The 25902-nt window shown below is 63.9% G+C and carries 25 protein-coding genes and 1 tRNA gene; 16 read left to right on the forward strand and 10 right to left on the reverse strand.

Features of this window, described 5'->3' with window-relative positions:
* Window positions 1-17: 17 nt before the first annotated feature.
* Complete coding sequence (locus ACSHZY_RS10200) at window positions 18-2729, forward strand: glutamine-synthetase adenylyltransferase (protein ID WP_435168728.1); 2712 nt, start codon at window positions 18-20, stop codon at window positions 2727-2729.
* On the opposite strand, the gene eda is transcribed toward ACSHZY_RS10200, so the two are convergent.
* Together eda and edd are read right to left on the reverse strand one after the other, a co-directional pair.
* The gene (gene eda / locus ACSHZY_RS10205; protein ID WP_435168729.1) at window positions 2692-3330 is read right to left on the reverse strand and encodes a bifunctional 4-hydroxy-2-oxoglutarate aldolase/2-dehydro-3-deoxy-phosphogluconate aldolase; all 639 of its coding nucleotides are present in this window, start codon (window positions 3328-3330) and stop codon (window positions 2692-2694) included. The two genes, ACSHZY_RS10200 and eda, sit on opposite strands and share 38 nt — an antisense overlap.
* Window positions 3331-3337: 7 nt before the next feature.
* Entirely contained in the window at window positions 3338-5143 is a 1806-nt protein-coding gene (gene edd / locus ACSHZY_RS10210; protein WP_435168730.1) for a phosphogluconate dehydratase, read from the reverse strand.
* 206 nt (window positions 5144-5349) lie between these two features.
* Between edd and ACSHZY_RS10215 the strand changes: the two genes are divergently transcribed.
* The 3 genes from ACSHZY_RS10215 to ACSHZY_RS10225 are packed head-to-tail and all read left to right on the forward strand — an operon-like array spanning window position 5350 to window position 7265.
* Window positions 5350-5484, forward strand: a complete 135-nt coding sequence (locus ACSHZY_RS10215; protein ID WP_435168732.1) for a hypothetical protein — start codon at window positions 5350-5352, stop codon at window positions 5482-5484.
* Window positions 5485-5523: 39 nt separating this feature from the next.
* A complete protein-coding gene (locus ACSHZY_RS10220; protein ID WP_435168734.1) occupies window positions 5524-6732 on the forward strand; it encodes an RSP_2647 family RNA methyltransferase in 1209 nt (402 codons plus the stop codon).
* Window positions 6729-7265, forward strand: a complete 537-nt coding sequence (locus tag ACSHZY_RS10225) for an RSP_2648 family PIN domain-containing protein (RefSeq protein WP_435168735.1) — start codon at window positions 6729-6731, stop codon at window positions 7263-7265. The genes ACSHZY_RS10220 and ACSHZY_RS10225 overlap by 4 nt, the downstream gene beginning before the upstream one ends.
* Here the strand turns inward: ACSHZY_RS10225 and ACSHZY_RS10230 are convergent.
* Complete coding sequence (locus ACSHZY_RS10230) at window positions 7262-8620, reverse strand: DUF2927 domain-containing protein (protein ID WP_435168737.1); 1359 nt, start codon at window positions 8618-8620, stop codon at window positions 7262-7264. The two genes, ACSHZY_RS10225 and ACSHZY_RS10230, sit on opposite strands and share 4 nt — an antisense overlap.
* Window positions 8621-8927: 307 nt before the next feature.
* Here ACSHZY_RS10230 and dksA point away from each other — a divergent pair, with 307 nt between their 5' ends.
* Together dksA and ACSHZY_RS10240 are read left to right on the forward strand one after the other, a co-directional pair.
* On the forward strand, window positions 8928-9350 hold the full coding sequence (gene dksA, locus ACSHZY_RS10235; RefSeq protein WP_435168739.1) for an RNA polymerase-binding protein DksA: 423 nt from the start codon (window positions 8928-8930) through the stop codon (window positions 9348-9350).
* 67 nt (window positions 9351-9417) lie between these two features.
* Window positions 9418-10509 (forward strand): FAD-dependent oxidoreductase, encoded by a 1092-nt coding sequence (locus ACSHZY_RS10240; protein ID WP_435168742.1) that lies wholly within the window; start codon window positions 9418-9420, stop codon window positions 10507-10509.
* On the opposite strand, the gene xth is transcribed toward ACSHZY_RS10240, so the two are convergent.
* A complete protein-coding gene (gene xth, locus ACSHZY_RS10245; protein WP_435168743.1) occupies window positions 10476-11255 on the reverse strand; it encodes an exodeoxyribonuclease III in 780 nt (259 codons plus the stop codon). The two genes, ACSHZY_RS10240 and xth, sit on opposite strands and share 34 nt — an antisense overlap.
* Window positions 11256-11306: 51 nt before the next feature.
* Complete coding sequence (gene erpA / locus ACSHZY_RS10250) at window positions 11307-11633, reverse strand: iron-sulfur cluster insertion protein ErpA (RefSeq protein ID WP_435168814.1); 327 nt, start codon at window positions 11631-11633, stop codon at window positions 11307-11309.
* Window positions 11634-11715: 82 nt separating this feature from the next.
* Here erpA and ACSHZY_RS10255 point away from each other — a divergent pair, with 82 nt between their 5' ends.
* Entirely contained in the window at window positions 11716-12843 is a 1128-nt protein-coding gene (locus ACSHZY_RS10255) for a deoxyguanosinetriphosphate triphosphohydrolase (protein WP_435168745.1), read from the forward strand.
* On the opposite strand, the gene ACSHZY_RS10260 is transcribed toward ACSHZY_RS10255, so the two are convergent.
* Entirely contained in the window at window positions 12817-13296 is a 480-nt protein-coding gene (locus tag ACSHZY_RS10260) for a disulfide bond formation protein B (RefSeq protein WP_435168747.1), read from the reverse strand. The two genes, ACSHZY_RS10255 and ACSHZY_RS10260, sit on opposite strands and share 27 nt — an antisense overlap.
* A gap of 120 nt (window positions 13297-13416) precedes the next feature.
* Between ACSHZY_RS10260 and ACSHZY_RS10265 the strand changes: the two genes are divergently transcribed.
* The 3 genes from ACSHZY_RS10265 (at window position 13417) to ACSHZY_RS10275 (ending at window position 15778) form a co-directional block, all read left to right on the forward strand.
* Window positions 13417-13500, forward strand: a tRNA-Leu gene (locus ACSHZY_RS10265).
* A 730-nt stretch (window positions 13501-14230) separates the two neighbouring features.
* Window positions 14231-14812, forward strand: a complete 582-nt coding sequence (locus ACSHZY_RS10270; RefSeq protein ID WP_435168748.1) for a glycosyltransferase family 29 protein — start codon at window positions 14231-14233, stop codon at window positions 14810-14812.
* A gap of 54 nt (window positions 14813-14866) precedes the next feature.
* Complete coding sequence (locus ACSHZY_RS10275; RefSeq protein ID WP_435168750.1) at window positions 14867-15778, forward strand: mitochondrial fission ELM1 family protein; 912 nt, start codon at window positions 14867-14869, stop codon at window positions 15776-15778.
* A 9-nt stretch (window positions 15779-15787) separates the two neighbouring features.
* Here ACSHZY_RS10275 and ACSHZY_RS10280 read toward each other — a convergent pair whose 3' ends face one another.
* Both ACSHZY_RS10280 and ACSHZY_RS10285 read right to left on the reverse strand, forming a co-directional pair.
* Entirely contained in the window at window positions 15788-16684 is an 897-nt protein-coding gene (locus ACSHZY_RS10280; RefSeq protein ID WP_435168752.1) for a glycosyltransferase family 8 protein, read from the reverse strand.
* 638 nt (window positions 16685-17322) lie between these two features.
* A complete protein-coding gene (locus ACSHZY_RS10285) occupies window positions 17323-17565 on the reverse strand; it encodes a hypothetical protein (RefSeq protein WP_435168753.1) in 243 nt (80 codons plus the stop codon).
* 463 nt (window positions 17566-18028) lie between these two features.
* On the opposite strand from ACSHZY_RS10285, the gene ACSHZY_RS10290 reads away from it, so the two are divergent.
* Both ACSHZY_RS10290 and ACSHZY_RS10295 read left to right on the forward strand, forming a co-directional pair.
* Window positions 18029-19492 (forward strand): hypothetical protein, encoded by a 1464-nt coding sequence (locus ACSHZY_RS10290; protein WP_435168755.1) that lies wholly within the window; start codon window positions 18029-18031, stop codon window positions 19490-19492.
* Between the two features lie 376 nt (window positions 19493-19868).
* Window positions 19869-20432 (forward strand): winged helix-turn-helix domain-containing protein, encoded by a 564-nt coding sequence (locus ACSHZY_RS10295; protein WP_435168757.1) that lies wholly within the window; start codon window positions 19869-19871, stop codon window positions 20430-20432.
* 3 nt (window positions 20433-20435) lie between these two features.
* Here the strand turns inward: ACSHZY_RS10295 and ACSHZY_RS10300 are convergent, their stop codons facing one another.
* Window positions 20436-21233 (reverse strand): polysaccharide pyruvyl transferase family protein, encoded by a 798-nt coding sequence (locus tag ACSHZY_RS10300; RefSeq protein ID WP_435168759.1) that lies wholly within the window; start codon window positions 21231-21233, stop codon window positions 20436-20438.
* A 936-nt stretch (window positions 21234-22169) separates the two neighbouring features.
* Here ACSHZY_RS10300 and ACSHZY_RS10305 point away from each other — a divergent pair.
* The 3 genes from ACSHZY_RS10305 to ACSHZY_RS10315 all read left to right on the forward strand — a co-directional run bounded on the left by ACSHZY_RS10305 (window position 22170) and on the right by ACSHZY_RS10315 (window position 23216).
* Window positions 22170-22712, forward strand: a complete 543-nt coding sequence (locus ACSHZY_RS10305; protein WP_435168761.1) for a thermonuclease family protein — start codon at window positions 22170-22172, stop codon at window positions 22710-22712.
* A gap of 173 nt (window positions 22713-22885) precedes the next feature.
* Window positions 22886-23059 carry a hypothetical protein gene (locus ACSHZY_RS10310; RefSeq protein ID WP_435168763.1) on the forward strand — a complete coding sequence of 58 codons (174 nt, stop codon included), beginning with the start codon at window positions 22886-22888 and terminating at the stop codon, window positions 23057-23059.
* Window positions 23049-23216, forward strand: coding sequence for a hypothetical protein (locus ACSHZY_RS10315; RefSeq protein ID WP_435168765.1), 168 nt, complete (start codon window positions 23049-23051; stop codon window positions 23214-23216). Before ACSHZY_RS10310 ends, ACSHZY_RS10315 begins: the two co-directional genes overlap by 11 nt.
* 60 nt (window positions 23217-23276) lie before the next feature.
* Here ACSHZY_RS10315 and ACSHZY_RS10320 read toward each other — a convergent pair whose 3' ends face one another.
* A complete protein-coding gene (locus ACSHZY_RS10320) occupies window positions 23277-24377 on the reverse strand; it encodes a glycosyltransferase family 61 protein (RefSeq protein ID WP_435168767.1) in 1101 nt (366 codons plus the stop codon).
* 163 nt (window positions 24378-24540) lie between these two features.
* Between ACSHZY_RS10320 and ACSHZY_RS10325 the strand changes: the two genes are divergently transcribed.
* Window positions 24541-25842, forward strand: a complete 1302-nt coding sequence (locus ACSHZY_RS10325) for a rhamnan synthesis F family protein (RefSeq protein ID WP_435168768.1) — start codon at window positions 24541-24543, stop codon at window positions 25840-25842.
* The last annotated feature ends 60 nt before the right edge of the window (window positions 25843-25902 follow it).

Below are 25902 nucleotides of genomic sequence, written 5' to 3' on the forward strand. Positions count from 1 at the left end.
GGGCCAATACTGCGGGCATGGACATCACCCGCCTTCCGCTTGAACATGACGCCGCCGTCGCCGCCGAGATACGGGAGCGGTTCGCCGCCCTGCCGGAGCGGGAGCTGCTCGCGCGCGCCGCCAGCGCCAGCCCGTACCTGAAGGATCTGCTGCGTCGCGAAGGGGAATGGCTGCGCGGGGCGCTGCCCGATCCGGACGCGGCGCTGGCGGCCGAACTGGCGCGGGACGCCGATCTGGCCGCGCTGCCCGCAACGCTGCGCGAGATGAAGCGGCGCGTGGCCCTGCTGACCGCGCTTGCCGATCTGGGCGGCGCCTGGGAGCTGGCGCGGGTGACGGGCGCCCTCAGCGATCTGGCCGACCGTGCGGTGGATCTGTGCGTCCAGCGGCTGGTGGAGGCGGAGGTCCGGCGCGGCAAGCTGCCCTCGGCTGAGGCGGCGGGCGGGATGGTCGTGCTGGCCATGGGCAAGACCGGCGCGCGTGAGTTGAACTATTCCTCCGACATCGACCTGATCTGCCTGTTCGACGAAACCCGCCACGCGGATTGGCAGGAGGCGCGGACCGCCTTCATCCGCGTGACGCGGCGCATGACCTCCATCCTGTCGGACATGACGGATGGCTATGTGTTCCGGACGGACCTGCGCCTGCGGCCCGACGCGGCGGTGACGCCCGTCTGCCTCGCCATCGGGGCGGCCGAAAGCTACTACGAAAGCGAGGGGCGGACGTGGGAGCGGGCGGCCTTCATCAAGGCGCGCCCCTGCGCCGGCGATCTGGAGGCGGGGGAACGATTCCTGAAGGCGCTGACGCCCTTCGTGTGGCGCAAGCATCTGGATTTCGCGACGATCGAGGACACGCATGACATGCGCACCCGCATCCGCGACCACCGGGGGCTTCACGGCCCGCTGAAGGTCGAAGGGCACGACCTGAAGCTGGGTCAGGGCGGCATCCGCGACATCGAGTTCTTCACCCAGACCCGCCAGTTGATCGCCGGGGGGCGCGATCCGTCCCTGCGGTCGCGCACCACCGTGGGAGGTCTGGCGGCGCTGGCCGAAGCGGGCTGGATCGGGACAGAGACGGCTGAGGAACTGACGGATCTGTATCGCGCGCATCGCGAGGTGGAGCATCGTTTGCAGATGGTGGCGGATCAGCAGACCCACCGCATCCCGGGCGAGGTGGAAGCCTTCGCCCGCGTCGCCCATCTGGCCGGGCAGGAGCCGGACGCGTTCCGCGACACGATGCTGGACCGGCTGACCCGCACGGCGGAACGGACGGAAGCCTTCTTCACCCCCGGCGACGCGCCGGAGGAACCGGAGCTGAGCCCGCGTACCCGCGAGATCGTGGCCCGCTGGCAGGGGTATCCCGCCTTGCGATCCGCGCGGGCAAGGACGATCTTCCGGCGTCTGCGGCCGCAGCTTCTGGCCGAGCTGCAAAAGGCGCGCGATCCGGACGAGGCGCTTCTGTCGCTGGACGGTTTCCTGCGAGGCTTGCCGGCGGGGGTGCAGGTCTTTTCGTTGTTCGAGTCCAATCCGCAGCTGGTCGACCTGATCGTCGACATCGCCTCGGTCGCGCCCGACCTCGCCCGGTATCTGTCGCGCCATTCCAGTGTGCTGGACGCGGTGATCGGCGGGCATTTCTTCGAGCCGTGGCCCGATAGCGTCGCATTGCAGGCCGATCTGACGCTGCATCTGGCCCGCGCGGGCGATTACGAGGCGAAGCTGGACGCCGCGCGGCGCTGGATGAAGGAACGCCATTTCCGCATCGGCGTGCATCATCTGCGGGGGCTGGCGACGGCGGAACAGGTGGGGCGCGAATACGCCGATCTGGCGCGGGCCGTAATCAGGGCGCTGTGGCCTGTGGTGGTGGAGGAATTCGCTGCGCGACACGGCCCGCCGCCCGGACGCGGCGCGGTGGTTCTGGGCATGGGCAGCCTTGGTGCCGGGCGGATGCACGCGCGATCGGACATCGACCTGATCGTGATCTATGACAATAAAGGTGAGATGGAAAGTACGGGTGCCAAGCCATTGTCAGCGCAAGCTTATTATTCGCGCCTGACGCAGGCGCTGTTAACGGCGGTGACGGCGCAGACGACGGAAGGCGCGCTTTACGCCGTGGATATGCGCTTGCGTCCCTCGGGCCGTCAGGGGCCGTTGGCGACGTCGCTGGCCGCGTTCCGCACCTATCAGATGGAAGACGCCTGGACGTGGGAGCATCTGGCCCTGACCCGCGCTGATCCCTTGGTTGGGCCGGAGGACCTGATCGACGAGGTCGAGGCGTTGCGGCAGGAGGTGCTGGCGGTTCGCGGGGCGGATCCTCGGGTGTCCGCGGATGTGGCCGACATGCGGCGCCGCCTGGCCATGGCGAAGCCGCTCCGGTCGCCTTGGGATGCGCGGAACGGGGTCGGGCGGCTCATGGATCTGGAGTTGCTGGGCCAGTTCCTGACCCTGAGGCGAGGCGGCGCCGAGCGGCGTCTGCAGGCACAAGTGGCGGTCGAAGATCCTGCGCTGGAACGGGCCGACAGCCTTTTCTGGCGTCTTCAGGCCGCGTCACGGTTGCTGTCGCCGGACCCGCTGCATCCCGAGGCCTTGGGTGAAGGCGGGCGGGCGTTCCTGCAGCGCGAGATGGGGGGTGTCGAGGCCTTGGCCGAGGAGATCGAACGCCACGCCGAACAGGTGGGCGCGGCGTTTGACCGATGGCTCAGCGAAGGGCCGCCGCCTCCCGTGCAAGGGCGGTGATGCCGTCCCAGTCGCCGGCCAGCATGCGGTCCTTGGGCGCGACCCAGCTTCCGCCCACGCAAAGAACGTTGGACAAGCCAAGGTAATCCTTGGCGTTCTTCAGGGACACCCCGCCCGTCGGGCAGAAGGACACCTGCGGGATCGGGGCGCCGATGGCCTTGACCGCCGGGGCCCCGCCGGAGCTTTCGGCCGGGAAGAACTTCTGGACGGTATAGCCGCGCTCCAGAAGCGTCAGCACCTCGGTCGCCGTGGCCGCACCGGGCAGAAGCGCCAGACCTTCCTCCTCGCAGGCCGCGATGATGCGGTCGGTCGCACCGGGCGACACGCCAAAGGTGGCGCCGGCGGCCTTGGCGGCCTTCACGTCGGCAGGCGTCAGCAGGGTGCCGGCGCCAACGATGCCGCCTTCCACCTCCGCCATGGCGCGGATGACGTCGAGCGCCACGGGGGTGCGCAGCGTCACCTCCAGCGCCGGAAGGCCGCCTGCGACCAGCGCGCGGGCCAGCGGCGCGGCATGCGCCAGATCGTCGATCACAAGGACCGGGATGACCGGCGCGCGGCGGCAGATTTCGGCGGAGCGGGCGCTTTGTTCAGCTGGAGTCATGAGATCCTCATACGACGACGGCCGCGCCTTCGGTGGCGTTGCCCACATTTTGGCGGAAAGTCTCGAACAGTTCGCGGCCGATGCCGAAGCGATTGGCGGTCAGGTCGGCGATGACGGCCTCCCGGGTATCGAAGTCCGGCTCCAGCACGTCGATCCGGCCGGTGATGGCGTCCACGCGCATCCGGTCGCCGTCGCGCACGCGGGCCAGGGGGCCGCCCTGCGCCGCTTCGGGCGAGACGTGGATCGCGGCCGGCACCTTGCCCGACGCGCCCGACATCCGGCCATCGGTGACCAGCGCCACCTTCAGCCCGCGATCCTGCAGGACCGACAGCACCGGCGTCAGCGAGTGCAGTTCCGGCATCCCATTGGCGCGCGGGCCCTGGAAGCGGACGACGACGATCGTGTCCCCCGTGAACTCTCCGGCGCGGAAGGCGGCCTTCACCTCCTCCTGCTGCTGGAAAACGCGGACCTTGGCTTCGATCACGTGACGTTCGGGTGCCACGGCCGAGATCTTCATGACCCCGCGCCCGACATTGCCGGCCAGCTGCTTCAACCCGCCCGACTTCTGGAACGGGTCGGAAGCTGGGCGCAGGATCTTGTCATTGCTGCTTTCCACCGGGCCGTCGACCCATTTCAACTCGCCATCGACCAGCTTCGGTTCGTGCCGGTAGGGCTGCATCCCGTCGCCCATGACGGTCTTGGCGTCGTCATGCATCAGGCCCGCATCCAGAAGCTGCCCGATCATGTAGCCAAGGCCGCCGGCGGCATGGAAGTGGTTCACGTCGGCCAGGCCGTTCGGATAGACCTTCGCCATCAACGGCACGGCCGAGGAGATGTCCTCGAAATCCTCAAGATCCAGAAGCACACCCGAGGCGCGGGCCATCGCGGGCATGTGCAGGACGAGGTTCGTGGATCCGCCCGTCGCCATCAGGCCGACGATGCCGTTCACATAGGCGCGTTCGTCCAGAATCTCCGACACCGGGCAGTAGGCGTTGCCGAGGGCCGTGATCGCGGCGGCGCGTTCAACGGCCGCCGTGGTCAGCGCCTCGCGCAGGGGGGTGTAGGGGTTCACGAAGCTGGCGCCCGGCAGGTGCAGGCCCATGAACTCCATCAGCATCTGGTTGGAGTTTGCCGTGCCGTAGAAGGTGCAGGTGCCGGGGCCATGGTAGGAGGCCATCTCGGCCGCCATCAACTCGTTCCGGCCGATCTCTCCGGCGGCGAAGCGGTTGCGGACCTTCGATTTCTCGTCGTTCGGCAGGCCGGAGGTCATGGGACCGCCGGGCACGAAAACCGCCGGGATGAAGCCGAAGGTGGAGGCGGCGATCACCATGCCCGGCACGATCTTGTCGCAGATCCCCAGATACAGAGACGAATCGAACACATTGTGCGACATGGCAACACCGGCCGCCAAGGCAATGACATCACGGGAAAAAAGCGAAAGCTCCATCCCCGTCTGGCCTTGGGTCACGCCGTCGCACATGGCGGGCACGCCACCGGCCACCTGCGCGGTGGCACCGACGCGGCGGGCGGCCTCGCGGATATGTTCGGGATAGTGTTCGTAGACGCGGTGGGCCGACAGCATGTCGTTGTAGGCCGTCACGATGCCGATGTTCGGGGCGCGGCCTTCGACCAGCGCGGGCTTGTCATCCTCCATCGCGGCATAGGCATGGGCCTGGTTGCCGCAGGTCAGGTGCGCGCGGTGCGGGCCATCGCTGGCGGCGGCGGCCATGCGGGCCAGGTAATCGCCGCGCGTTTTCGCGGAACGCTCGCGGATACGGTCGGTCACGCGGGCTAGGGTGCTGTTCAGGGTCATGGGTCAACCACCTCTGGCTTGTCCGGCTAACATGGGACATCCGCCGGGGTTGTCCAAGGTGGTAGCGGTAACTTCGCCCAAAAGAAAGACCTTCCGCGAACAAGGGTTGCAGGACGTGCATGGCGGGGCTTCCCAATCATGCCATGCACAGATCCGGTCCATCCTCTACATGGAAAGACGAAGCCAAAGACAAGGACAGGTTCCCCATGACCTCGCAACAGCAAGAGATCATCCGCCAGGCCGAACGCGACCGCGCTGCCTTCCTGCGCGCGCAGGGCGATCGTTTCTTCACGGCCATTCGCGAATTCTTCGCCGCAAAAGGCGACGCGAAGGCCGCCTGAGGCCTTCCGTCACGGGCGGGAAAAGGATAGATCGCAGGCATGACCCAGCCCGATCATCCCACCCGCCCGACCGTCCGTCTTCGCCCCAAGGCCGAGGCCCGTGCCATTCGCCACGGCTTCCCCTGGGTCTATGCCGATGAACTGGTGACCGACCGCCGCACGCAGGCGCTGCCCGCCGGCGCCCTTGCGGTTCTGGAAGACGGCGAACGTCGCCCGCTGGGTCTGGTCACGGTCAACACCGCGTCGCGCATCATCGCGCGGATGCTGGACCGCGATCCCGAGGCGGTGATCGACGCGGACTGGTTCCGCGCCCGCCTGCGCCGCGCGCTGTCCCTGCGCGAACGGCTGTTCGCCGAACCCTTCTATCGCCTTGTTCATGCCGAGGCCGATGGCCTTCCGGGCATCATCATCGACCGTTTCGGCGACGCCGCCGTGATCCAGCCGAACGCCGCCTGGGCCGAGGCGCATATCGACGCGCTGGCCGAGGCGTTGGCCGATGTGACGGGCGTGACCCGCATCGTGAAGAACGGTTCCGGCCGCTCGCGCGGGTTGGAGGGGTTGGCCGAGGAGCTGGTGACGCTGCGCGGCGACATCGACGCGCCGATCCCGGTGTCGATGAATGGCGCAACCTACATGGCCGATCTTGTGGGCGGGCAGAAGACGGGCCTGTTCTTCGATCAGCGGCCGAACCATGCCTTCGCTGCGTCCTTGGCGCGGGATGCATCAGTGCTGGACGTGTTCACCCATGTGGGCGGCTTCGCCTTGGCCGCCCTGGCCGGTGGGGCGGCTTCGGCTTTGGCCGTCGACGCGTCGGCCACGGCGCTGGCTTTGGCGACCGAGGGTGCAAAGGCTGGCGGGGTGGCGGACCGGTTCGCCACGCGTCAGGGCGACGCCTTCGACGTTCTGGAAGCCTTGGGCCAAGAGGGCGCGACCTTCGATCTGGTGATCTGCGATCCTCCGGCCTTTGCCCCCTCGAAACCGGCGCTGGAAGCGGGCTTGCGCGCCTATGAGCGGATTGCCCGCCTGGCAGCGCCGCTGGTCGCGCCGGGCGGCTATCTTGTGCTTTGTTCCTGTTCGCATGCGGCCGATCTGGCCAGCTTCCGCAACGCAAGCGCGCGCGGCATCGGGCGGGGCGGGCGTCGCGGTCAGTTGATCCACACGGGCTTTGCCGGGGCGGATCACCCGATGCTGCCGCAGCTGGCCGAAAGCGGCTATCTCAAGGCGCTGTTCTTCCGGCTGGATGGATGAGGGCGGTCCTCGACACCTGCGTCATCTTCCCGCCGGTCCTGCGCGACGTTCTGCTGAGCGTTGCGGCCCGCGGCGTGTATCAGCCCCTGTGGTCCGAGCGTATTCTTGAGGAATGGGCGCGCGCCGCGCGGCGGCACGGGCAGGAGGAGGCGGTCCGTCAGACCGCCGCCGCCATGAACGCACAGTTCGTGGGGGCCATGGTCGGCCCTCGGCCGGGGCTGGAAGCGCGGCTGCATCTGCCCGATCCGGACGACATCCACGTTCTGGCCACCGCCATCGCGGGCAGCGCCGACATCATCATCACCGTGAACGCCAGCGACTTCCCCCAGCACGTCCTACGGGCCGAGGGGGTGGAGCGTCGCGACCCCGATGGCCTTTTGTGGGAGATGTGGTCGCATCACGCGGGCCCTGTCTCCGAGGCCGTGAGCCAGGTGCATCAGCGGGCCGAGGCCATGTCGGGCGGGCCTGTGTCGCGGAAGGCGCTGTTGAAGCGCGCCCGTCTGCCGCGTCTGGCCAAGGCGCTGGAGGGTTAGAAAGGTGGAGCCAGCGCCGCAACCTCGGCCAGCCGCTGGCGCACGTCCGCGTCGTTCTTGAAGCCGTAGCGTCCCCAGCCCAGGCTTTCACGGCGCAGCGCCTTGGCGGCCTTCGTGTCACCTTGCAGCCGCAGCGCTTCGGAGCGGATCATCAGGAGCGTGGACAGAAGGCCCGCGTTTTCGGCCTGCCGCGCCACGGGAATGGCCACATCCGTCAACAGCATCGCCGCCTCCAGCTGCCCCGAGGACAGCGCGAAGGCGGCCATCTGCATGTCCACGTGGGCGGCGTGCACGTCCTGATCGGGCAGGGTGCGATACACGCGGGCCGCCTGAAGGAAGCCTTCCAGCGCCGCCGCCACGTCGGTGTTGAGGCTGAGGCGCGCGATCGCGAACCAGCTGAACCCCATCCGCGCGTCGATCCATTGCCGGTCCGCGGCGATTCGCAGGGCGCGCTGCGCGGCCACCAGACGGGCGCGATCGGTGGCGTCGGGCCCGAAGGCCGTCTCGATCGCGCGGTTCCAGCTGCGGGGCGTGTCCGTGTTGCCAAGGGGGACCGAGAAATCACCCTTGGGGTTGTAGCGGCGCAGCAGCGTGGGCACCACGCGGGCCGCTTCCTCCCGCGTCATGCCGGTGTGCATTTCGGGCGCGTTGTAGATGCGCAGCATCAGCATGTCGAAGCCGGTCAGCACGCTGAGGAAGTTGTCGTCGTTAAAGATCGTGTCGGGGATCCGGTAGAGGTCGTTCAGGGGGCCGACGGACTGGGCCAGCTCCTCGTTCAGGCAATCGCGGATTTCCTGCGGGCTTTCGTCGGACGGGATGAAGATCGCGGCCTGACGACGTTCGGTCAGGCGCGACCAGTCCAGATCGCGGTTGCGCAGGTTCTTGCCGTAATCCTCGAACGAGCCGATGTTGGGCACGACGAAGCAGGCGGCGGTGGGCGCGATGCCGTGAAGCGCTTCGGTTGGCACGAACTCGATCACGACCTCGGCCGGGCCGGACACGCGGCGGATGTTCAGCTTCGCCTCGTTCCTCATCCGACTCAGCACGCGGTCGAGGTCGACCTGCGCCGTTGCCGGCACCTTTCCGCGAAAGCCTACGGTGATCGGGCCCTCGAAGCGGCTCATGACCGGAAGGGCGCTGCCGCTTTCCATCGCGAAGCTGAGGTCGAGGAAATCGCGGGCCATTTCGGCGTTGCTGCGCAGGGCCGGAAGGGGATCGGGCGTGCCGAACATCTTCATCGGCGGCAGCGGATCCGTCAGAGAAGGAATCGTGGGAAGCTCCCGCTCCACCTCTGATGGGGGCGTGGAGGCGCAGGCCGCCAGACACAGGCCCAGGAAAAATGGAAGAACTCGCATCAGGCGGCTTTCTGCAGGTCGTCGGGGCGGATCGCGCGCCATCGTGGGTCAGGATAGAGGTTTTGGCAGGAAGGCCAAGGGGCAGATGGTGCAATTTGCCGCTTGGCGGGATCCGATGCGGGCTGTCTTAAAAACGCCTTGAATCCGTGCGATATCGCCCAATGTTGCGGCTGGGTATCCGTGTTTATGGCATGTCCGCCGTTGAAACGGGTGACAAGGCGGACAGGGCCATGTATGCGAACGCGGGAAAGGGAGTGCCGGGCCACCACCTTCGCCTTACGAGGGCCCGGACTGCGGAAAGGCAGCCATGAGAGCAGAAATCTTTCTTACCGACGATTACCGTCCCGCCGACTCGGAACCCTTCATGAACGAGCGGCAACAGGAATACTTCCGCCGCAAGTTGTTGAACTGGAAGGCGGAACTTCTGGAGCTGAGCGCCACCACCATTGAAGGCCTTCAGGATTCGGGCCGAAACGTCCCCGACATCGCTGATCGCGCTTCGGAGGAAACCGACCGCGCGCTGGAGTTGCGGACCCGGGATCGCCAGCGCAAGCTGGTGGCCAAGATCGACGCGGCCCTGCGCCGGATCGAGAATGGCGAATACGGCTATTGCGAGATGACGGGGGAGCCGATCTCGCTTCGCCGTCTGGACGCGCGTCCCACCGCCACCATGACGTTGGAGGCGCAGGAACGCCACGAGCGGCGCGAAAAGGTGCATCGCGACGACTGAGATCGCATCGCGGTCACCACAGCGCCGGGCCTTCGGGTCCGGCGCTTGCCATTTCGGGGGATCGGCCATGAAGAGCATCACTATTCTGGGCGCCGGGGTAGCAGGCCTTGCCACGGCGCGCGCGTTGGCGCTGGAAGGGTGGCGGGTGACGGTGTTCGAACAGGCCGAGGCGCTGACCGATGTTGGGGCCGGGGTGCAGATCGGGCCGAACGGCGCGCGGGTGCTGCGGGCCTTGGATCTGGACGCGGATGCGGCGTCGATGCGCGGCAAGGCGGTGGAATTGCGGGACCGGCATGGGGCGCAGGTGTTGCGGATGGATCTGCAGGGCCGCGACTGGCATCTGTTCCACCGCGCCGACCTGATCAACCTGCTGGCGCGCGGGGCGCTGGAGGCGGGCGTCACCCTGCGGTTGGGCGAGGTGGGGGTGCCGGACGGCCTGACCATCGGCGCGGACGGGCTGCATTCGCGCAGCCGTGTCGCCCTGAACGGAGAGGTGCCCGCGACTTTCACCGGGCATGTCGCCTGGCGGGCCGTGATTCCCGACGAGGCGGGAGAGCCGGTGTCCGAGGTGCATATGGGGCCGGGGCGTCATCTGGTCAGCTATCCCCTGCGCGGCGGGGCCTTCCGCAACATCGTCGCGGTGGAGGAGCGGCGCGACTGGGTCGAGGAAAGCTGGACCGCGCGGGATGACAGCGACGCCCTGCAGCGCGCCTTTGCGGGGTTCGGCCCTCGCGTCCGTGGCTGGCTGGAGAAGGTGGAGCGGCCGTGGCTCTGGGGCCTGTTCCTGCATCCGGTGGCGCGGCGCTGGCACGGGGACGGGCTGATTCTGGCCGGGGACGCGGCGCATCCGACGCTGCCCTTCATGGCGCAGGGCGCGAACATGGCGCTGGAGGATGCGTGGATCCTGTCACGCTGCCTGATCGCGGGGGATCGCGGAGAGCAATATCAGGCGCTGCGGCAGGAGCGATGCCGGCGGATCGTCCAGACAGCGGCGGGCAATGCGCAGATCTATCATCTAGGAGGGGCGGCGGCGATACTGGCCCACGCCGCGATGCGCGTCGGGGGGCGGCTCGCGCCCGCCGCGCCGATGCGGCGGTTCGACTGGATCTACGGCTACGACGCCGTTCAGGCGTCGAGGTCGATCCAGACCGGCACGTGATCGGATGGCTTTTCGCCCGCCCGCACGTCGCGGTCGATGGCCACGTCCATCAGCAGGTCGGCCGCCTGGGGGGACAGCAGAAGGTGGTCGATGCGGATGCCGTTGTTGCGGGCCCAGGACTGCGCCTGATAATCCCAGAAGGAATAATGCCCCGGCCCCTGCACCCGGGCGCGGAAGGCGTCGGTCAGGCCAAGGTTCACGATGCGGCGGAAGGCGGTGCGGGTGGCGGGCAGGAACAGTGCATCCTCGGTCCAGGCAGCGGGCTTTGCCGCATCCTCGGCCTGCGGGATGACGTTGTAGTCGCCCGCGAAGAGGACAGGCTCCTCGGCCGCCAGAAGTTCGGCGACGCGCGCTTCCATCCGGGCCATCCAGGCCAGCTTGTAATCGTATTTCGGGCCGGGGGCGGGGTTGCCGTTGGGCAGGTACAGCCCGCAAACACGGATCGCGCGGTCGCCGATCACCGTCGCCTCGATCCAGCGGCTTTGTTCGTCGGTGTCGTCGCCGGGCAGACCGCGCACCACGTCTTCCAAAGGCAGACGGGACAGGATGGCCACGCCGTTGAAGCCCTTCTGGCCATGCGTCTCGACGCGGTAGCCCTTGTCCTCGATCAACTCGCGCGGGAACGTCTCGTCCGTGGACTTGATCTCCTGCAAAAGGACGACGTCGGGCTTCGCCTCGTCCAGCCAAGCCAGCAGCGCCTCGATCCGCGCCTTGACGCCGTTGATGTTGAACGTGGCGATCTTCATGGCGGCCCCCTTTTTCCGGACGTTCCTACGGGGCGGTGCCGCCCGATGCAATCACATCGAGAAGCTGATCCCGCACCCGCAGGAACTGGAGGCGTTCGGGTTTTGGATCACGAAGCGCGCGCCGATCAGTTCCTCAGTGAAGTCGATCACTGCGTTGGACAGGAAGGGCAGGGAGATGCTGTCCACCAGTACCTTCGCGCCATCCTTTTCGATCACCAGATCGTCGTCCGTGGGATCGTCCAGCTTGATGTCGTACTGAAAGCCCGAGCAGCCGCCACCTTCCACCGCCACGCGCAGCGCACGGGGTTCGCCCGTATCCTCGGCGATTTCGGCCAGGCGGGCGAAGGCGCGGTCCGTCACGCGGGGGGGAAGGTTCAGGTCCATCGGAAAATTCCGTGCAAAATCTGTTGTGCAACCCATATAGGATGCAGGAAAACGACGAACAAGAACAGGCGAAAACATGTTGGCCCCCTATGCCTGCCAGCCGTCCCAATCGCGTGGACGGCTGCATGGCGAAGACCTCTCCTCGTTCCGGTCCCCGTTCCAGCGGGACCGCGACCGGATCATCCACTCCTCGGCGTTCCGTCGGCTGAAGCACAAGACGCAGGTCTTTGTCGAACATGAGGGCGATTACTACCGCACGCGCCTGACCCATTCGATCGAGGTGGCGCAGGTCGCCCGCACGATTGCGGGGGTTCTGGGCCTGAACACCGATCTGGCCGAGGCGATCGCGCTGGCCCATGATCTGGGCCACACGCCCTTCGGTCACACCGGTGAGGACGCGTTGCAGCGCCTGATGGAGCCTTATGGCGGGTTCGATCACAACGCGCAGGCCATGCGTATCGTGACGAAGCTGGAACGGCATTACGCCGAGTTCGACGGCCTGAACCTGACCTGGGAAGCGCTGGAGGGCATCGCCAAGCACAATGGCCCGGTGACCGGCGATCTGCCCCACGCGCTGGCCGAGGCGAACGCGCAATGGGATCTGGAGCTGCACACCTTCGCCAGCGCCGAGGCGCAGGTCGCAGCCATTGCCGATGACGTGGCCTATTCCCACCACGACCTGCACGATGGCCTGCGGTCGGGCCTTTTCGACGAAAACGACCTGATGGAGCTGCCCGTGACGGCACCGGCCTTCGAGATGGTGGACAAGCTGTATCCGGGACTGGAGCCGATGCGTCGCCGGCACGAGGCGCTGCGCCGCGTCTTCGGGCGCATGGTGGAGGATGTCATCCACGTCGCGCAGGTGCGGCTGGAGGCGGCGAACCCTCGCTCGGTCGAGGAGATACGCTCGATGGAGCAGACGGTCATCCGTTTCTCCAAGCCGCTGTATCAGGAGCTGAAGGCCATCCGCAGCTTCCTCTTCACCCGCATGTATCGCGCGCCGTCCGTGATGAAGGAACGCGCGCGGGTGACGGAAGCGGTCGATGCGTTGTTCCGCACCTTCATGACCGATCCCGCGCTATTGCCGGACGAATGGCGCACGGGGCTGGGGGACGACGAAACGCAGCGGGCCCGTCATGTGGCCGATTACGTGGCCGGGATGACAGACCGTTTCGCCCTACAGGAATACGCGCGGCTTTGCTGACCGCCACGCCTTGATCCACAGAGCCACCAGAAGAAGCGAGGCGATGGCGTTCCAGGACGCCATCGACAGCCCCAGCATCGACCACGCGACCTGATCGCACATGACCAGATGGACGGGCGCGTCCGTGGACAGAAGATCCGCGCCCGACATGCCGGACAGCGCATTGCCCGAGCCTGTGCAGCTGCTGGGGCCTTCCCACCATTTCCGTTCCACCCCCGCGTGGAAGATGCCGACGGCGGCGCTGGCGGCCGGGGCCAGCGCGCCCAGGGCGATCAGCCAGCGCTTCGGCAAGACCCAGACGAGCGCCCCGATGACAAGGGCGACCACATGGGGATAGCGCTGGAACATGCACAAATGGCACGGGGCGAGGCCGCCGATGTATTCGAACGCCAACGCGCCCAGCAGCAGCGCCCCCGAACCGGCCGCCGCCAGCGTCGACCAGACTTTTTCCATGTGTCACCCTCGACCTTTTTCGGACGGAGCATACGGGTAAGACGCGCGGTGCAAAACCCAATCCCTTGTGATCGGTGACAGATTGACCCGGTGCTTGGAAGCGCGTAGATGAACACCCGTGCCCGAGTGGTGGAATGGTAGACGCAGGGGATTCAAAATCCTCCGCCGCAAGGCTTGCGAGTTCGAGTCTCGCCTCGGGCACCACCTTATGTCACTGGCGTTTTCGTAGGGGTGACATATCCTCGGTTGACGGATGAACCTTTTTCCTGCTGCTGGAACATTTTGGTCCAGATGACAGGCCTTGCCCTCCGAACAATGAAGCTGTTCCGGTTCTCATCAAACATTCCTGGGTGAGGGCGGCAGGTGTTTGGGGCGCCCTGACAACATCTACGGTTCCCCCCGATCAAGTGGCGGAACCTCGGGCGTCTGCATCGCCGCCGATGATCGCGTGACCCGCCCGCCGCGTGGTATGATAATGCGGCAGAACCTGTCTGTCTGGGCCCGGATATGACACCCGACATCATGATCGTGCACGACTTTTGCAGCTGTGTGCAACTTCATGAGAGGGCAGTCGATATTGGTGACGACGCCAGCAGCGTGATGACATCCGGATCAGAGCTGCCCGTCACCACGTGCCGGGGCGCGCGTTCACCAGCACCCTCAGTGGCTGGCGCCGGAGTTTGAGTGCTCTGCAAGTGTCTTTTCGGACGGAAACGGTGGTTCATCGAGTGGCGGCGGCAGGATGCAGCCTCGGTGCGGGCGAAAGACTGTTTGTCTAACCTGAGGTGACTGCGGCGGAGGGCGTTCATACACCGCTTCCGGGCGGTTGGGGCGCCGTAGTGGAGGCGGATAAGCCATCTGTGACGAACGTCTTGACTATCTTTGTATTAGCTGGTGCGGTCTTCACCTTGTCAGTCAAGGGGCCGGGAAAGCAGTGCAAGACAGTAAGCTGGATTTGAAGTCAGAGCTGCAGAAGGTCATCGCGGGCAGACGCCTGTCGCTGGTCGGCAATGCGGCTTCCCTGCTGCGTCAGCGTCTGGGTGAGGAGATCGACTCTGGCTGTGTCATCCGTCTCAACTCGGGCATACCGATCCACAAGCGTGCGCAAGGGCGTCGTACAGACATCCACTGTTTCAGTACCCGGTCAAGCTTGCAGTACAATCTTGGGCGCGCGACATGGCGCGTTCGCCTTCGCCGCAATCACTTCAACGACAAATTTTCCGTCTGGATGAGTCCTGATGATCGCGAGACGGCTGAGCCGGGGCAGGCATTCTATCCGATGCCTCTTTGCGATGAATTGACGGAACGTCTTGGGGCAACTCCTTCGGTGGGTGCCAAGACTCTCCACATGCTATCAGAGTTGACCGACGCCGAGATCCGTGTCTTCGGTTACGACTTCAAGACAACAACGACGTTCTATCGCACCAAAGAGAATCTGGGTCCGCACAATTGGCAGGGTGAACAGGATTTTGCCCTCTCCTTGGTGCGGGCCGGACGTATATCCTTGGCCGCGTAGATCCGACGTATATCGAGGAACAGCATGACAGTTTGGGCCGTCAGTGTGGCAAGCATGGGCACGCTGTCCCAGTGTTCAGCGGTGGCGAATTCCCTGCAGGAAGACTACAGGAAGAAGATCGTCGTTCCCCGACGGGGTCTGGCACGCCTTTTCCAGAAGCCTTTGTACAAGCGGAATGAGGTCGCACCCGATGTCATAGTGTCCTGCGGCTCGGCTTCTGAACCGCATGTCCTCAAGATGAAGGCGGCCTACAATGGCAGGCCCCTGGCGGTTCACCTTCAGCCGCCGAAAATTGACGGTTACGACATGGTTTTCGTGTCGCGGCATGACTGGCTGAAGGAATTCGATACACGTCCACATTTCCATCAAATGGTAGGCGTGCCCCACAGGTTTTCCTTCGAGGGCTGGAAGAAACTTCGAGGCCCGGCCCGTGCGCGATATGCTCCCAACGACGAGCGGATCGTCGTCGTGCTTGTTGGAGGGACGAACGGAGCCTACGCTTATGATCAGGCAAGCTTGATCGCCATCATCCATGCAATCACAGATCAGGTTCAGGCCGGCTGGAAGGCGCTGGTGTCCGTGTCACGGAGGACGGACCCGGAGACGCGGCAAGCCTTGAAGGCCCTCCACTCCGAGAAGACGATCGTTTGGGACGGCGACGGTGACAATCCTTACATGGATTATCTTGCCGCGGCCGACGCGTTCCTGATCGCGAAGGACTCCGTCACCATGCCCTGCGAAGCGCTTTCTACGGGGAAACCTGTCTACTCGCTCGGCTTGTCCAAGATTGCGGGGCGAAAGTTCGATAAGTTCGAGCGTTTTCACGATGACATGCAAAAGACGCTTGGGCTTACACGGCCCTATCTTGGCTCTCTGGATCCCTACGACTACACGCCCCCGTTTGAAACCAGGCGTATCGTGGACTTCATACGGCGGGAGAAATCTCGAGGCGCTGATCAAGATTGATCAGGGCGGTCAGTGAAATGCTATATGCGGGAATCGCCTGTCGAAAAGCCATTTGCTGACCTTGTACGATGCGATGGCAGACGGATGACGCCTGGCCTTCTTATACCCCACTCGGTGCCAAGGTTTCACAGGGCCGTGGTAATGATAGATGCCGGTCTTTTCATGCCTCGTCTCGTCGCTTGCTCCAAAGACCTGTTCGGTTCTGGCGCGTTGCACTGCCGCACGACCCCAGGAGTCGTTCCAAGCCGGGTTGAGATGCTTGATCTTCCCACGAAACACATGGTTGAGGTGATCTTGATCCAGGCTGCGGTAGCGGGCAGCCCGGTCGAAGTCGCCAAGCTTCTCATGCATCTCAGGGTTCGAGCGGATGGCGGCACAGTCCATCAGCAGAACACCCGCATTGACATAGTCGGCGGCAGCGTAAGGAGCCATGATCTCCTCTCTCTCGGTTTTGTGATCCCACGTGTGACCGTGAGCCAATTGGTCAAGGCGTTTCACAACCCCGAAATCCCTGACGCCCCCAACAAGATTCCCTTCCAGATCGATGTTGAAAAGGTCGCTCAGGTTGCGCTTCACCAAGGTGTCGCCATCGATATAGATAATCCGCCCTTGCACGAGGGACGGCAGAAGAAGTCTGGCCAGCGTCGTTTTGGAAAGATGACGCACCGTTTCAGGAACAGAGCCGAAATGGCTGTCGGTGAGCTGGTGAAAGTGGATGTCGATCTCCCCTTCGTTCGCGATCTCTCGGAGCAGGTCCGCAGCATCGCTGGTAAGATCCAGACTTAGAATGACAATCTGTTGCAGATCTGGGGTCGATTTGATAGCGGATACGAGTGACAGGGCGGTCGGACCGAAGAAGCCCATGTCCGTGCCAAAGGCGATTCTCGTTCCCGTGATATCTGCCACTTGTTGCCCTCGTGTTCGATGCTGCGACGATCATCCTGCACTCGCACAGAGACTAGCGCATCGGCTGTATGCAAGATGATTTCGGGATCGCCAACCTATAATCTCGCCAGGCTTCCTGACCGCATCAGCGACGTTGCAACAGGCAGTACCTGTTCGTCGCGACCACCGCCCGCCTTTTGCCTCGCATTTTCAAAGCTGCGGACCATCATGAAGATGGCGGATCGAGGTGTTCTGACACTGACGCAGCAGGGGTTCTGTCCGTGCCCTCCATGTGGACGCGCTTGATTAGCCATCCAAGGCTCGACGAAGTAGCCTTGAAGGACCTGTTGACACGAAGGTGGCTACGCTAGGAGGAAAGCGGCAAGTGGTCGCGCATTTGGTGCCGGATCACTGGCAAAGCAGGCCTCGCGGCCGCAAACGAACAAACGGACGGCCGGCGGCACAAGGGCGGTCATATCCCCTGTGCGGTTGGAACAGGCGAAAAACGTGGATGCGATGCCTCCAATGGGGGTTTTAACGCCTGCGGCAGGATGATCAGCCACTGCGCCGAGTGACATCTGGGAGGGGAGGATGCCTGCCACTAAGCAGGGGCAAGATGCCGCGCGTCAGGCTTTGACCTGACGTCGGCGTCGCCAAGGCTATTCCTCATCCTTTGTGTGCTTTTTGATGTTCTGAAGGGGCAGGTCGTCGGCTGTCTCGCTGTGACCATCGTCGCGGGTGTTGTATTTGCCCGACGGCTGCGGAGAAAGGACGGAATCGCCTCCTTCGTTGGCGACGCTGGCCGGCTGCTTCATGTTTTTCGGCGTCGGCTCATCCGGGAACCGGGTCTTCTGCGAGGCGGGGTCGTGTCGCTGCGCGCGCTGGTCGATGTCTTTGGACATGATCTTCTCCCTTTCCATCATAACGACCGTGAGGTTCGATTGTTTCCACGCGGTGAAGGCGTGGCCCCCAATGCGGGGCGTGACTGTAAGGGTGCAGGCGATGCCACCCGGGTCTGAATTGGCGTCCCAGGCCCAACCTGTTGTGGTTTCGAGCGGTTGGCTTGACTGGGCATCTGCATTGCATTGGCTGCTCGTACGATCCGCTGAAAGAGAAGCAACAGTCGTCGCCTAGAACGATGTCAGGTCCCACAAGCTTCGTTTGGGCGAGATCAGCGAAAGATCACAAGCGTGTTCGATCACTTCATCACCTCGTGGTCACGGTGGATGGGCGCTCGGGCAAAGCGAGACGAGATCCGTCATTGCCCGTCCAGACGCTCTAGACCACCTCGGTCAAGGCTCGCCGCACTGGGACCTGTTGCCGCCACCTCAGGCGTCTAACTTTCAACGTGAAAAAGGATACCGCATGCCGACTCAATCCGAAATCATGTCCGGCTGGGCTGCCAGCCTTCGTGCAACCGCTGCCGATATCGAGGCGCTTGTTGCCGGAAGCGCAGTGCAGACGCAGGCCGTCGCGGCCCAGCCCACGGCGGCCCAGCCCACTGGTCCCATATGGGGACTGACCGTACTTCCGAAGCTGACGATTCCGGCGGAGGTTGTCGTGCCGCCCGGTACGCAGGAAATCTTCATTCCGGTGTCGGTGGACCGCACCGACCGGCAGTCCTTCATGGCCTATATCGACCGGCTGGTGAACGTGAGCGGCGGTGGCATCAATGTCGGGGCGTCGGCCGATTATCGCGCCAACTTCGCCGGCATGGAGACGGTCTATCAGTGGTCTCCCTTCGATGATGGTTTGCATTGGGTTCGCGTGGCTCCCAAGGCGAAGTATCCGGCCGGGCGGGCCTTCCAGGTGTCGATCCGCGTCAAGGGTCTGGGCGACAGCCAGAAGGGACGTGGCGTGACCGTTCGCTTTGTCGAAGGGGCTCCGGCTCAGCAGATCACCAAGCCGTTCCACCGCCCGCTGCGCCGTCTTGACCTGTCGGGCGCGAAGCGCAAGAACACGTTCGATCCGGCCACGCTGAAGTGGTCGTCCACAGGCAAGGACGCGCAGGGCAAAGGCGTGCTGATGTCGGCGCTCAGCCATGGCCGCACCCAGGACGGCAACGGGGAAACGGGGCTTTACGCGGACGAAACCATCACGGGCGCCGACAAGCCGATCAGCTATGATGCGACCGAGCGTGCGATCCGTCTGCACACCTGCGCCTTCGCGACGGACAAGCGGATCGAGCTGGATCACCGCATGTGGGCCTTCCAGGCCGTCGTGCTGCAGGGCCTGCACGTGGATGCCCTGTGCGGCACCGAAGGTGTCTGGCGCATGGAAGCGAAGATCCCGGTGCGCAAGTACAGCTGGCCGGCGTTCTGGCTGGTCAACCGCTCCCTGAAATCCACGGGCGAGGCCTACAGCCAGTGGCCGGGCGAGATCGACATCTTGGAGAAGTTCAACGGGATCTACGGGACGGACACCATCTCCACCAGCAGCTTTGCCCAGCATTACGGCAATCTCGGCTCCAACACGCGGGTGGGCACCTTCGGCAACGATTTCGAGGTGCAGCAATACGGCCTGAACAAGGCGTCGATGGACGAGGTCTATCACTCTTGGGCCTGCCACGTCCGGTATGACGCCAACGACACGACCAAGAGCGAGGTCACGTTCTTTGTCGACGATGTGGAGGTGGGGTGCCACGTCCTGCATTCGCGCCATCAGGACCTGTCCAAGAAGGTCGAGTTCTATCCGATCTTCAACGTCGCCGTGAAGACGCCCGCCAACTACACGGCGGAGCAGTACAACACGGACGAAGGGCGCAACCGGACGGGCGACATGCTGGTGCGCGACGTCGCCTACTACCCGACCGGCGCCAAGCTCGTCTGATCGGCAGGTGACGCGGTGAAGGCCGATCAGCGGCCTTGTCTTCCCACGGTTGCCACTTTGGCTGCGAAAGCGCCGACAACGCAGCCGTGGGATTCATCATGTCCGTTACCACGGGTTGGCTGGCCCATAGGCTCTCGTCCGAACAGGCTTCGTAGTTCGGCATGCAACCTTGGGTTGACAGGAATAAGATGTGGGGCATCATTAGAACATATACAGAACATCACGCCGAAGAATGTTGGTAAAGCGGACAGACTTCGGAGCGGTGCCCTTGGGATCACACGCGTGCTTCGTCCTCGGATCGGGAGGAATGTCGTGACGGCGCGGAAGCGCGTGAGATCCTTCGCCCTGAACCGCAAGTAGAAGACGGTGACCGAACATGCACACCATCCGGAATGAAATCCTGGCGCTGCCGCAGGAAGAACGCCTTTCCTATGCGCTGCACGTGATCGACACCTTGGTCGGCCAGTCCCTGGACGACATCGCATGGATTCGGCGACACTTCGGCATTTCGAAGAAGCAGTCCCAGATGATCCTGGCGCTGAACGCCGCCTTTCCGCGGACCTTGTCGAAAGAGCAGATCATGACCGCCATCCACGGCCCGGGATGGGAGCAGAATGAACGATCCGTGGCCGTGATGGCCAGCCACATTCGCGCCCGTCACCCGGGGCTGATCGAGACGTCCTGGGGGTTGGGCTATCGTCTGACCCGGAAGATAGATATCGGTCGCGACGTCACCGCCACGCGCGAGAATGCTGGTGAAAGCTGGTCCGCGCAGGACGATGACGATCTGCGGCGCATGTTCGAGAACGGGTCCGACGTGTCCATCATCGCCGACGAGATGGACCGCAGCGAGCGTTCCGTCAGCGACCGCTGGCGTCTTTTGAAGAAGCGGGCGGCCGTGCCGGCGCTGTCCGAGCCGGGTGCCGGCGGGAACGGCTGAGGGTCAGGCCTTCAAGTCTTGGGGGAAGGCCTCGATCAGCCCTTGTGCCATCGCATCGATCCGGGGCAGGTCGGGCGCTTGGCTGTCGGGATGGATCGGCTGGCCGGCCAGCTCCGGCACCTCCTGCAACTTGACCGAAAGCAGGGGCGCACGGCCGATGCTGGTGGCGTAGTCGTAGAACTTGAACTGCGCGCTGCGGTGAATGTCCGCACCCTCGATCCGGACGTTGGGGATGCCGTAAGCGTCGGCGATGATGATGCCGTGCAGCGACTGGGAGAAGATCTGCCGGCAGGACGCGATCTCGCGGATGACGGCCTTCGCGTCGTTCGTGCGCACGTCGATGATCTTGATGCGGTCGCCCCCTTGGCGCAGATGGGCCAGTGCCTCCTCGGTCACCTGCGAATGGTGAAGAAGGACGCCGACCTTGTCCTCCTGCTCCACCGGGCCGACAAGGCGGCGGGCCAGAAGACCGGGATCGCCGAAGGGCAGGGGCGTGTGGTTCAGGACGGCGGCCGTCACCGGGCCGCGCAGGGCGACCACGCGGGCGGCGTGGCACCAGTCGCCATCCATCGCTTCCATGCAGCCGGAACCCCAGATGACCGGCGGTGCCTGTCCTTCGGCCCGTTTGACGACGCCCTTTCGTGCATTCCACATGATGCTTCCGACGGCGAAGACCTGAGCGGTTTGCTCGGGCGCCCAGGTGACGGGGCGGCCTGACACGAGTTCGATCACATCGCGGGACAAGGCATCTCCGAAATTCGGGGCCTTGTTCCACCAGAAGGCGCGCAAAGGTTCGGTCATCATCTTCCCGATCGGTCTAGGTCATTCGGATCAGCGTCGCAGGTCCGACCTGCCGCTTCCGGAAAAGGTATAGGAACAGGGATTCTGGGTGTCCATCGCACGTGCCGGATTGATCAGCGGTAAACCGCCGGCGGGGGTACATAACCATTCGTTTTAATTGTAAATTTTCTGGAAATTTCGGGAGATTGGAGTGGTTCCGGAGGGGCTTTTGCGCTACAGGCCGAAAAGATTGTGTTGAGTACGCTGCGCGTTTACACCATATTAACTTCTGCGATGGAGCGGCCACGCATAGCCAACTTGTGTTGCCTGAGTTTCGAGTAGCGAGTGCTGTTGGATGCCCCCTCCACGCAGGCATGAAGGGTCGTCCCGTACCGGCCTAGTGCACAAAATCATCATTAGCCCCGCTTTCGAGCGGGGCTTTTTTTGGCCTGTGCCGAAGGAAATACAACCTAGGGATGCATTACGCAAGACCCTAAGCGCGCCTCTTGTCGTCGTTTTGACATGAATGGCGGGTAGTTTTTAAGCGTCGGGTGAAGGTGGGTTCATCTGGACGGCTCATCTCGCCGTTTAGTCTTGAAAGATGGGAATCGACGTCCGCAACCACCCGGTGTACGCGAGGCCTGAACGAACGTCGTGGCTGGGGATGTCTTGGGGGTGAGGACAGGGCGCGAATCGACGTCACGTCACACGTCCATCTTCATTTGAAAGCTGTCAGCAGGTCCGAACTCGCAGGAAGTGGCGCCGTGTGATTCGGTTCTGGGCTTTGGTGTGCATCCGCAGCGATCCATGACGCCGCACGTCCGAACTCGTGCATGAAGCTGCCACTAAGGTTCAGAAACCCGTTCGGATCATCTTGCTTTCACGATTCGTTCGCGGCACATGGCGCGAATGGCTCGCCGAAGAAAATCATATCGTCGCCCCGGTCCACAGGTATGGATGGCTGGGGTCCTGCTTGTCGTGGCGTTGTTCACGCTGGGCGACAACATTCCCTTTGCCCGGCGCCTGATACTGGATGTCGCGGGACAGGTCCTGATCTCCACTCCTGTCGGCAGCCTGCTGGGCGGGCGTCTCATGGGGGCGGGGGCCCGGGTGATCGACGGGGATACGCTTCAGGTGGGGAAGGACCGCGTCCGTCTGCATGGGATCGATGCGCCCGAATCCCGGCAGACCTGCTTTCGAGGGCGCCGGGCTTGGGCCTGCGGGGTTGAGGCGACGCGTGCCTTGGAACGTTTGATCGGCATTTCAGATCTGAAGTGCCAGAAGCGCGCCACCGACCGCTATGGCCGCACCGTCGCGGAATGTCAGGCCGGGGGCCAAAACATCAACGCCTGGATGGTGCGGAACGGCTGGGCGGTGGCTTATCGTCAGTACGGCGGTTCCCGTTATGTCGCGGACGAGGCGATCGCGAAGCGCCGCAAGGCGGGTATCTGGGTGGGACGGTTCGTCATGCCGTGGGATTGGCGCAAAGGAAAACGCTAAAGTTTGGAACATTCGGGTTTTGAAGATGTTGATGCGCCATTAAGGGGATCCGTCATGTCCAGCGTCCAGAGCACCGTCCGCAAAACACCACCACCTCGGCCGCCGAGGGGGGAGATGCCCGTATGGTCCCAGGCCGACAGCATCCCACCGAAGCATCAGGCGGAGTGAGCGTCATGAAAGCGTCCAGTTCCAGCATCAACCTGTCCCAGAGCCTTTATAACGCGCTGAGATCGAATTATCTGAACCGTCCGATCGTGATGAAGCCAGAAGGGATGACCAATGGTCTCCCCGACATCGCAGCCATCCCGCAGGGCAAGCCCGAGAAGGTGATCCAAAATGGGGAATGAACCGCGCAAGTCGAACGAGGATCGCTCCACCCCGCCGAGGCAGGAGAACGAGCAGGCGGAGCATGAAGGCTCTTCTCACGATCCTTCGGAGTTCGATGTGATGAACCCCGAGCGGACCAAGGGCAAACCGAACGACGACGTTCAGGAACAACTGTAAGCTGCCCATTGAAGGACCACTATCGGCCTGTCAGTTCGTCTGGCAGGCTGTTTTCATTTTTCAGGTTGGGTTCGCCGCCCGTCCGGCCGGGCGGCGTGACATCACACCCTTATGCGCCTGACCAACCTCTGCGACTTCGACTTCCATTGCCTTTTCGTCCGGCGGGATCCAGTCGGTAGGCTGGTCGATAAAACCTCGATCCGCCAGATCCTCCGCAAGGCTCGCCGAGTCAAGTTCACCATAGCTGCGGTCGTCGGGTTTCGATTTTCCGGGGCGGATCCAGTCGGCGCGGACATGGTCCAGCACCTCGGTCCCAACACCCATGCCCGTCATCTGGTTGACGATGTTCTTGTAGTCGGCCGCGCTGCGCCGCAGGATCACGCCGATCCTCTGCCGTTCTTCCGCGACGAACCCCGCCAGATGGAAGGCCGAGCCGTCTGCGCCGAGGATGTGCGTGGCCGCCTTGTACTGCGCCAGCTGGTCGGTGATGCTTTCCCGCTCCGGATGATAGATGCGGTAGCCTTCGCGGGCGAGGTTCTGTTCTACCGCCGTTTCACCGACAAAGCTGCCGGTCTTCTTCGGGAGGCCGGAACGGGACAGGTAGAGCTTTCGTTCACCCGCCGCCGGAACGTTCTGCCCGGCCCTGCGAACGAAGCTCCGGAACGGGGGCGTGCCCAGAGAGATCTCTCCCAACCCGAAGCCTTGGCCGGGCACCACCAGCGTTTCCACCTGCGTGGGTTCGGTCACGATGGTGATGGGGCAGGTGATCCCGAAGCGGGACAGCAGTTCCTGCTGATAGCCCGCCAGACGATAGAACACGGGGCGGCCCATGTCCTTCGGCACGAAGATCAGGGAATCGAAGCTGTTGTCCACGGCCCAAAGGCGCGACACGGATTCGGTCACGAAATGCCCGAAATGGTGGAACAGGATGCCTCCCCAGACGTGGCGGCCCGGCAGCGTCCGCGTCGGCTCCCGTAGCTCGCACGCGCCGCCGCGATACATGGTGCCATTGCGCCAAAGGGCGGCTTCCTGAACCGGCATCCCGTCTTTCAGAACCGTGCCCGAGATCGGCTCGATATTGACGCTACACAGCTCGAACGTGCTCGTCGCCCAGTCGGATTGGGTGGTTGGCGGGCGGATCGACGGTTGATGCATATTCATGGGAAAGCTCCAGCCGAGGTCATGAGGAAAGCGTAGCGTTAACTTATTGCCCGTCCAAGTTGTTTTATTCCTCCTGTGATTGCAGATTGTCACAGGGTGTGGATGTTCCGATGTCAGGGTCGTCGGAATGTGCCTGAACGAAATTGCAGCAGGGGATGCGGACATGCCAATTTACAGGATCTCGGGGAAGCTATGCCATTACGCTTCCATTCCCGGCTGCGCGGATCCCCAGTTCGAGGACCACCTTCGGGATCGGTTCGGGGTGCCAGCCTTTCTGAACCCGTCTTTCCGCAAAGGGGCAGCGCGGAGCTGGACGAACACGTCCCCCCAGCATGTTCTGGCGCGGGATCTGGACGCGCTGTTTCCCGCCGGTTTTCTTGACCATTCCTTTGCGGTGGTCCGAAATCCCGTCGCCCGGCTGGTCAGCACGTTCCACCGCCATCGCGATGGGGCGGGTACCATCGCCAAGGACCTGCAGATCGAGGATTGGGTGCAGGCGCTGGCGGGCTTTACCGATCACGACCATGAACGATACGACAACCACTTTCGCCCTCAGGTGGAGTTCCTGACCGAAGGCACTCGCGTCTTCCAGGCGGAGGAGGAGCTGGGTTTGTTGAAGCTTTGGCTGGACGAACTGGCGGGGCGGCCGGGGGAGGATCTGCCGGATGCACCGGCCGCATTCCCGTCTGTCGACGCCGCGACCCGAACCACGATCGAGGCGCTGTATCGTCGGGACATGGACCGACTGGGCTATGGCACCGACCCTGCGCGGCCGGTGGGCGTTTTCATGCACGTCTTCTACGAGGATGTTCTGGAAAAGCTTCTGCACCATGTGCGCCGCATCCCGCAGCCGTACCGCCTTTATATCTCCACCACGGCCAGCAACGATCTGGACAACATTGCCGCTTTGGCGCCGGAGGCCGAGGTGCGGGTGTTCCCGAACAAGGGGCGTGACATCTGGCCCAAGCTTTGGGGCTTTGCCGACAAATACGAACAGCACGACGTTGTTTTGCATGTGCACACCAAGAAATCGGTGCATAGCGGCTTGCTGAGGAACTGGCTGGACTCGATCCTGACCTCCTTGCTGGCCGATGGCGCCGGCATCGACGCGATCATAAACGAGTTACGGTCCGACCGGGCGGGCATCGTCAGTCCGGCGGTTCATCCGTCGCAACGCAAGCACTGCCGCTGGAAGAAGAACTTCGCCGAGGCGGAGAAGCTGGCCCGAAGGCTTGACCTCCAAATACGCGACGACAACGAGACCTTCGACTTCCCGGCCGGGAGCATGTTCTGGGCGCGGACAGATGTGCTGTCGCCGCTGGTGCGGTTGAAGCTGTCCCAGGACGACTTTCCGCCGGAGCAGGGGCAGACAGACGGGACCCCCGCGCATGCGATTGAACGTCTGTACGGGGTCTTGGCCACCAGCATGAACAAGGACATCAAATTCCTGCCGCAGCCTGCCTGACCCGTGGAGCAAGGGAAAGGCCCGGGCCGCCGCCCGGGCCTCACACCAACAAAACACTCG

Source organism: Falsirhodobacter sp. 1013, from assembly GCF_051195255.1.
Taxonomy (GTDB): domain Bacteria; phylum Pseudomonadota; class Alphaproteobacteria; order Rhodobacterales; family Rhodobacteraceae; genus Falsirhodobacter.

Coding starts and splice junctions, on each gene's coding strand:
- ACSHZY_RS10275 (WP_435168750.1), top strand. CDS start 14,867: ATGGGCACGCTGTCCCAGTGTTCAGCGGTGGCGAATTCCCTGCAGGAA.
- ACSHZY_RS10285 (WP_435168753.1), bottom strand. CDS start 17,565: ATGTCCAAAGACATCGACCAGCGCGCGCAGCGACACGACCCCGCCTCG.
- ACSHZY_RS10310 (WP_435168763.1), top strand. CDS start 22,886: ATGAAAGCGTCCAGTTCCAGCATCAACCTGTCCCAGAGCCTTTATAAC.
- ACSHZY_RS10220 (WP_435168734.1), top strand. CDS start 5,524: ATGACCCAGCCCGATCATCCCACCCGCCCGACCGTCCGTCTTCGCCCC.
- ACSHZY_RS10315 (WP_435168765.1), top strand. CDS start 23,049: ATGGGGAATGAACCGCGCAAGTCGAACGAGGATCGCTCCACCCCGCCG.
- edd (WP_435168730.1), bottom strand. CDS start 5,143: ATGACCCTGAACAGCACCCTAGCCCGCGTGACCGACCGTATCCGCGAG.
- ACSHZY_RS10200 (WP_435168728.1), top strand. CDS start 18: ATGGACATCACCCGCCTTCCGCTTGAACATGACGCCGCCGTCGCCGCC.
- eda (WP_435168729.1), bottom strand. CDS start 3,330: ATGACTCCAGCTGAACAAAGCGCCCGCTCCGCCGAAATCTGCCGCCGC.
- ACSHZY_RS10320 (WP_435168767.1), bottom strand. CDS start 24,377: ATGAATATGCATCAACCGTCGATCCGCCCGCCAACCACCCAATCCGAC.
- ACSHZY_RS10215 (WP_435168732.1), top strand. CDS start 5,350: ATGACCTCGCAACAGCAAGAGATCATCCGCCAGGCCGAACGCGACCGC.
- ACSHZY_RS10300 (WP_435168759.1), bottom strand. CDS start 21,233: ATGACCGAACCTTTGCGCGCCTTCTGGTGGAACAAGGCCCCGAATTTC.
- ACSHZY_RS10305 (WP_435168761.1), top strand. CDS start 22,170: ATGGCTGGGGTCCTGCTTGTCGTGGCGTTGTTCACGCTGGGCGACAAC.
- xth (WP_435168743.1), bottom strand. CDS start 11,255: ATGAAGATCGCCACGTTCAACATCAACGGCGTCAAGGCGCGGATCGAG.
- ACSHZY_RS10255 (WP_435168745.1), top strand. CDS start 11,716: ATGTTGGCCCCCTATGCCTGCCAGCCGTCCCAATCGCGTGGACGGCTG.
- ACSHZY_RS10230 (WP_435168737.1), bottom strand. CDS start 8,620: ATGCGAGTTCTTCCATTTTTCCTGGGCCTGTGTCTGGCGGCCTGCGCC.
- ACSHZY_RS10260 (WP_435168747.1), bottom strand. CDS start 13,296: ATGGAAAAAGTCTGGTCGACGCTGGCGGCGGCCGGTTCGGGGGCGCTG.
- ACSHZY_RS10225 (WP_435168735.1), top strand. CDS start 6,729: ATGAGGGCGGTCCTCGACACCTGCGTCATCTTCCCGCCGGTCCTGCGC.
- ACSHZY_RS10295 (WP_435168757.1), top strand. CDS start 19,869: ATGCACACCATCCGGAATGAAATCCTGGCGCTGCCGCAGGAAGAACGC.
- ACSHZY_RS10240 (WP_435168742.1), top strand. CDS start 9,418: ATGAAGAGCATCACTATTCTGGGCGCCGGGGTAGCAGGCCTTGCCACG.
- ACSHZY_RS10325 (WP_435168768.1), top strand. CDS start 24,541: ATGCCAATTTACAGGATCTCGGGGAAGCTATGCCATTACGCTTCCATT.
- ACSHZY_RS10290 (WP_435168755.1), top strand. CDS start 18,029: ATGCCGACTCAATCCGAAATCATGTCCGGCTGGGCTGCCAGCCTTCGT.
- dksA (WP_435168739.1), top strand. CDS start 8,928: ATGAGAGCAGAAATCTTTCTTACCGACGATTACCGTCCCGCCGACTCG.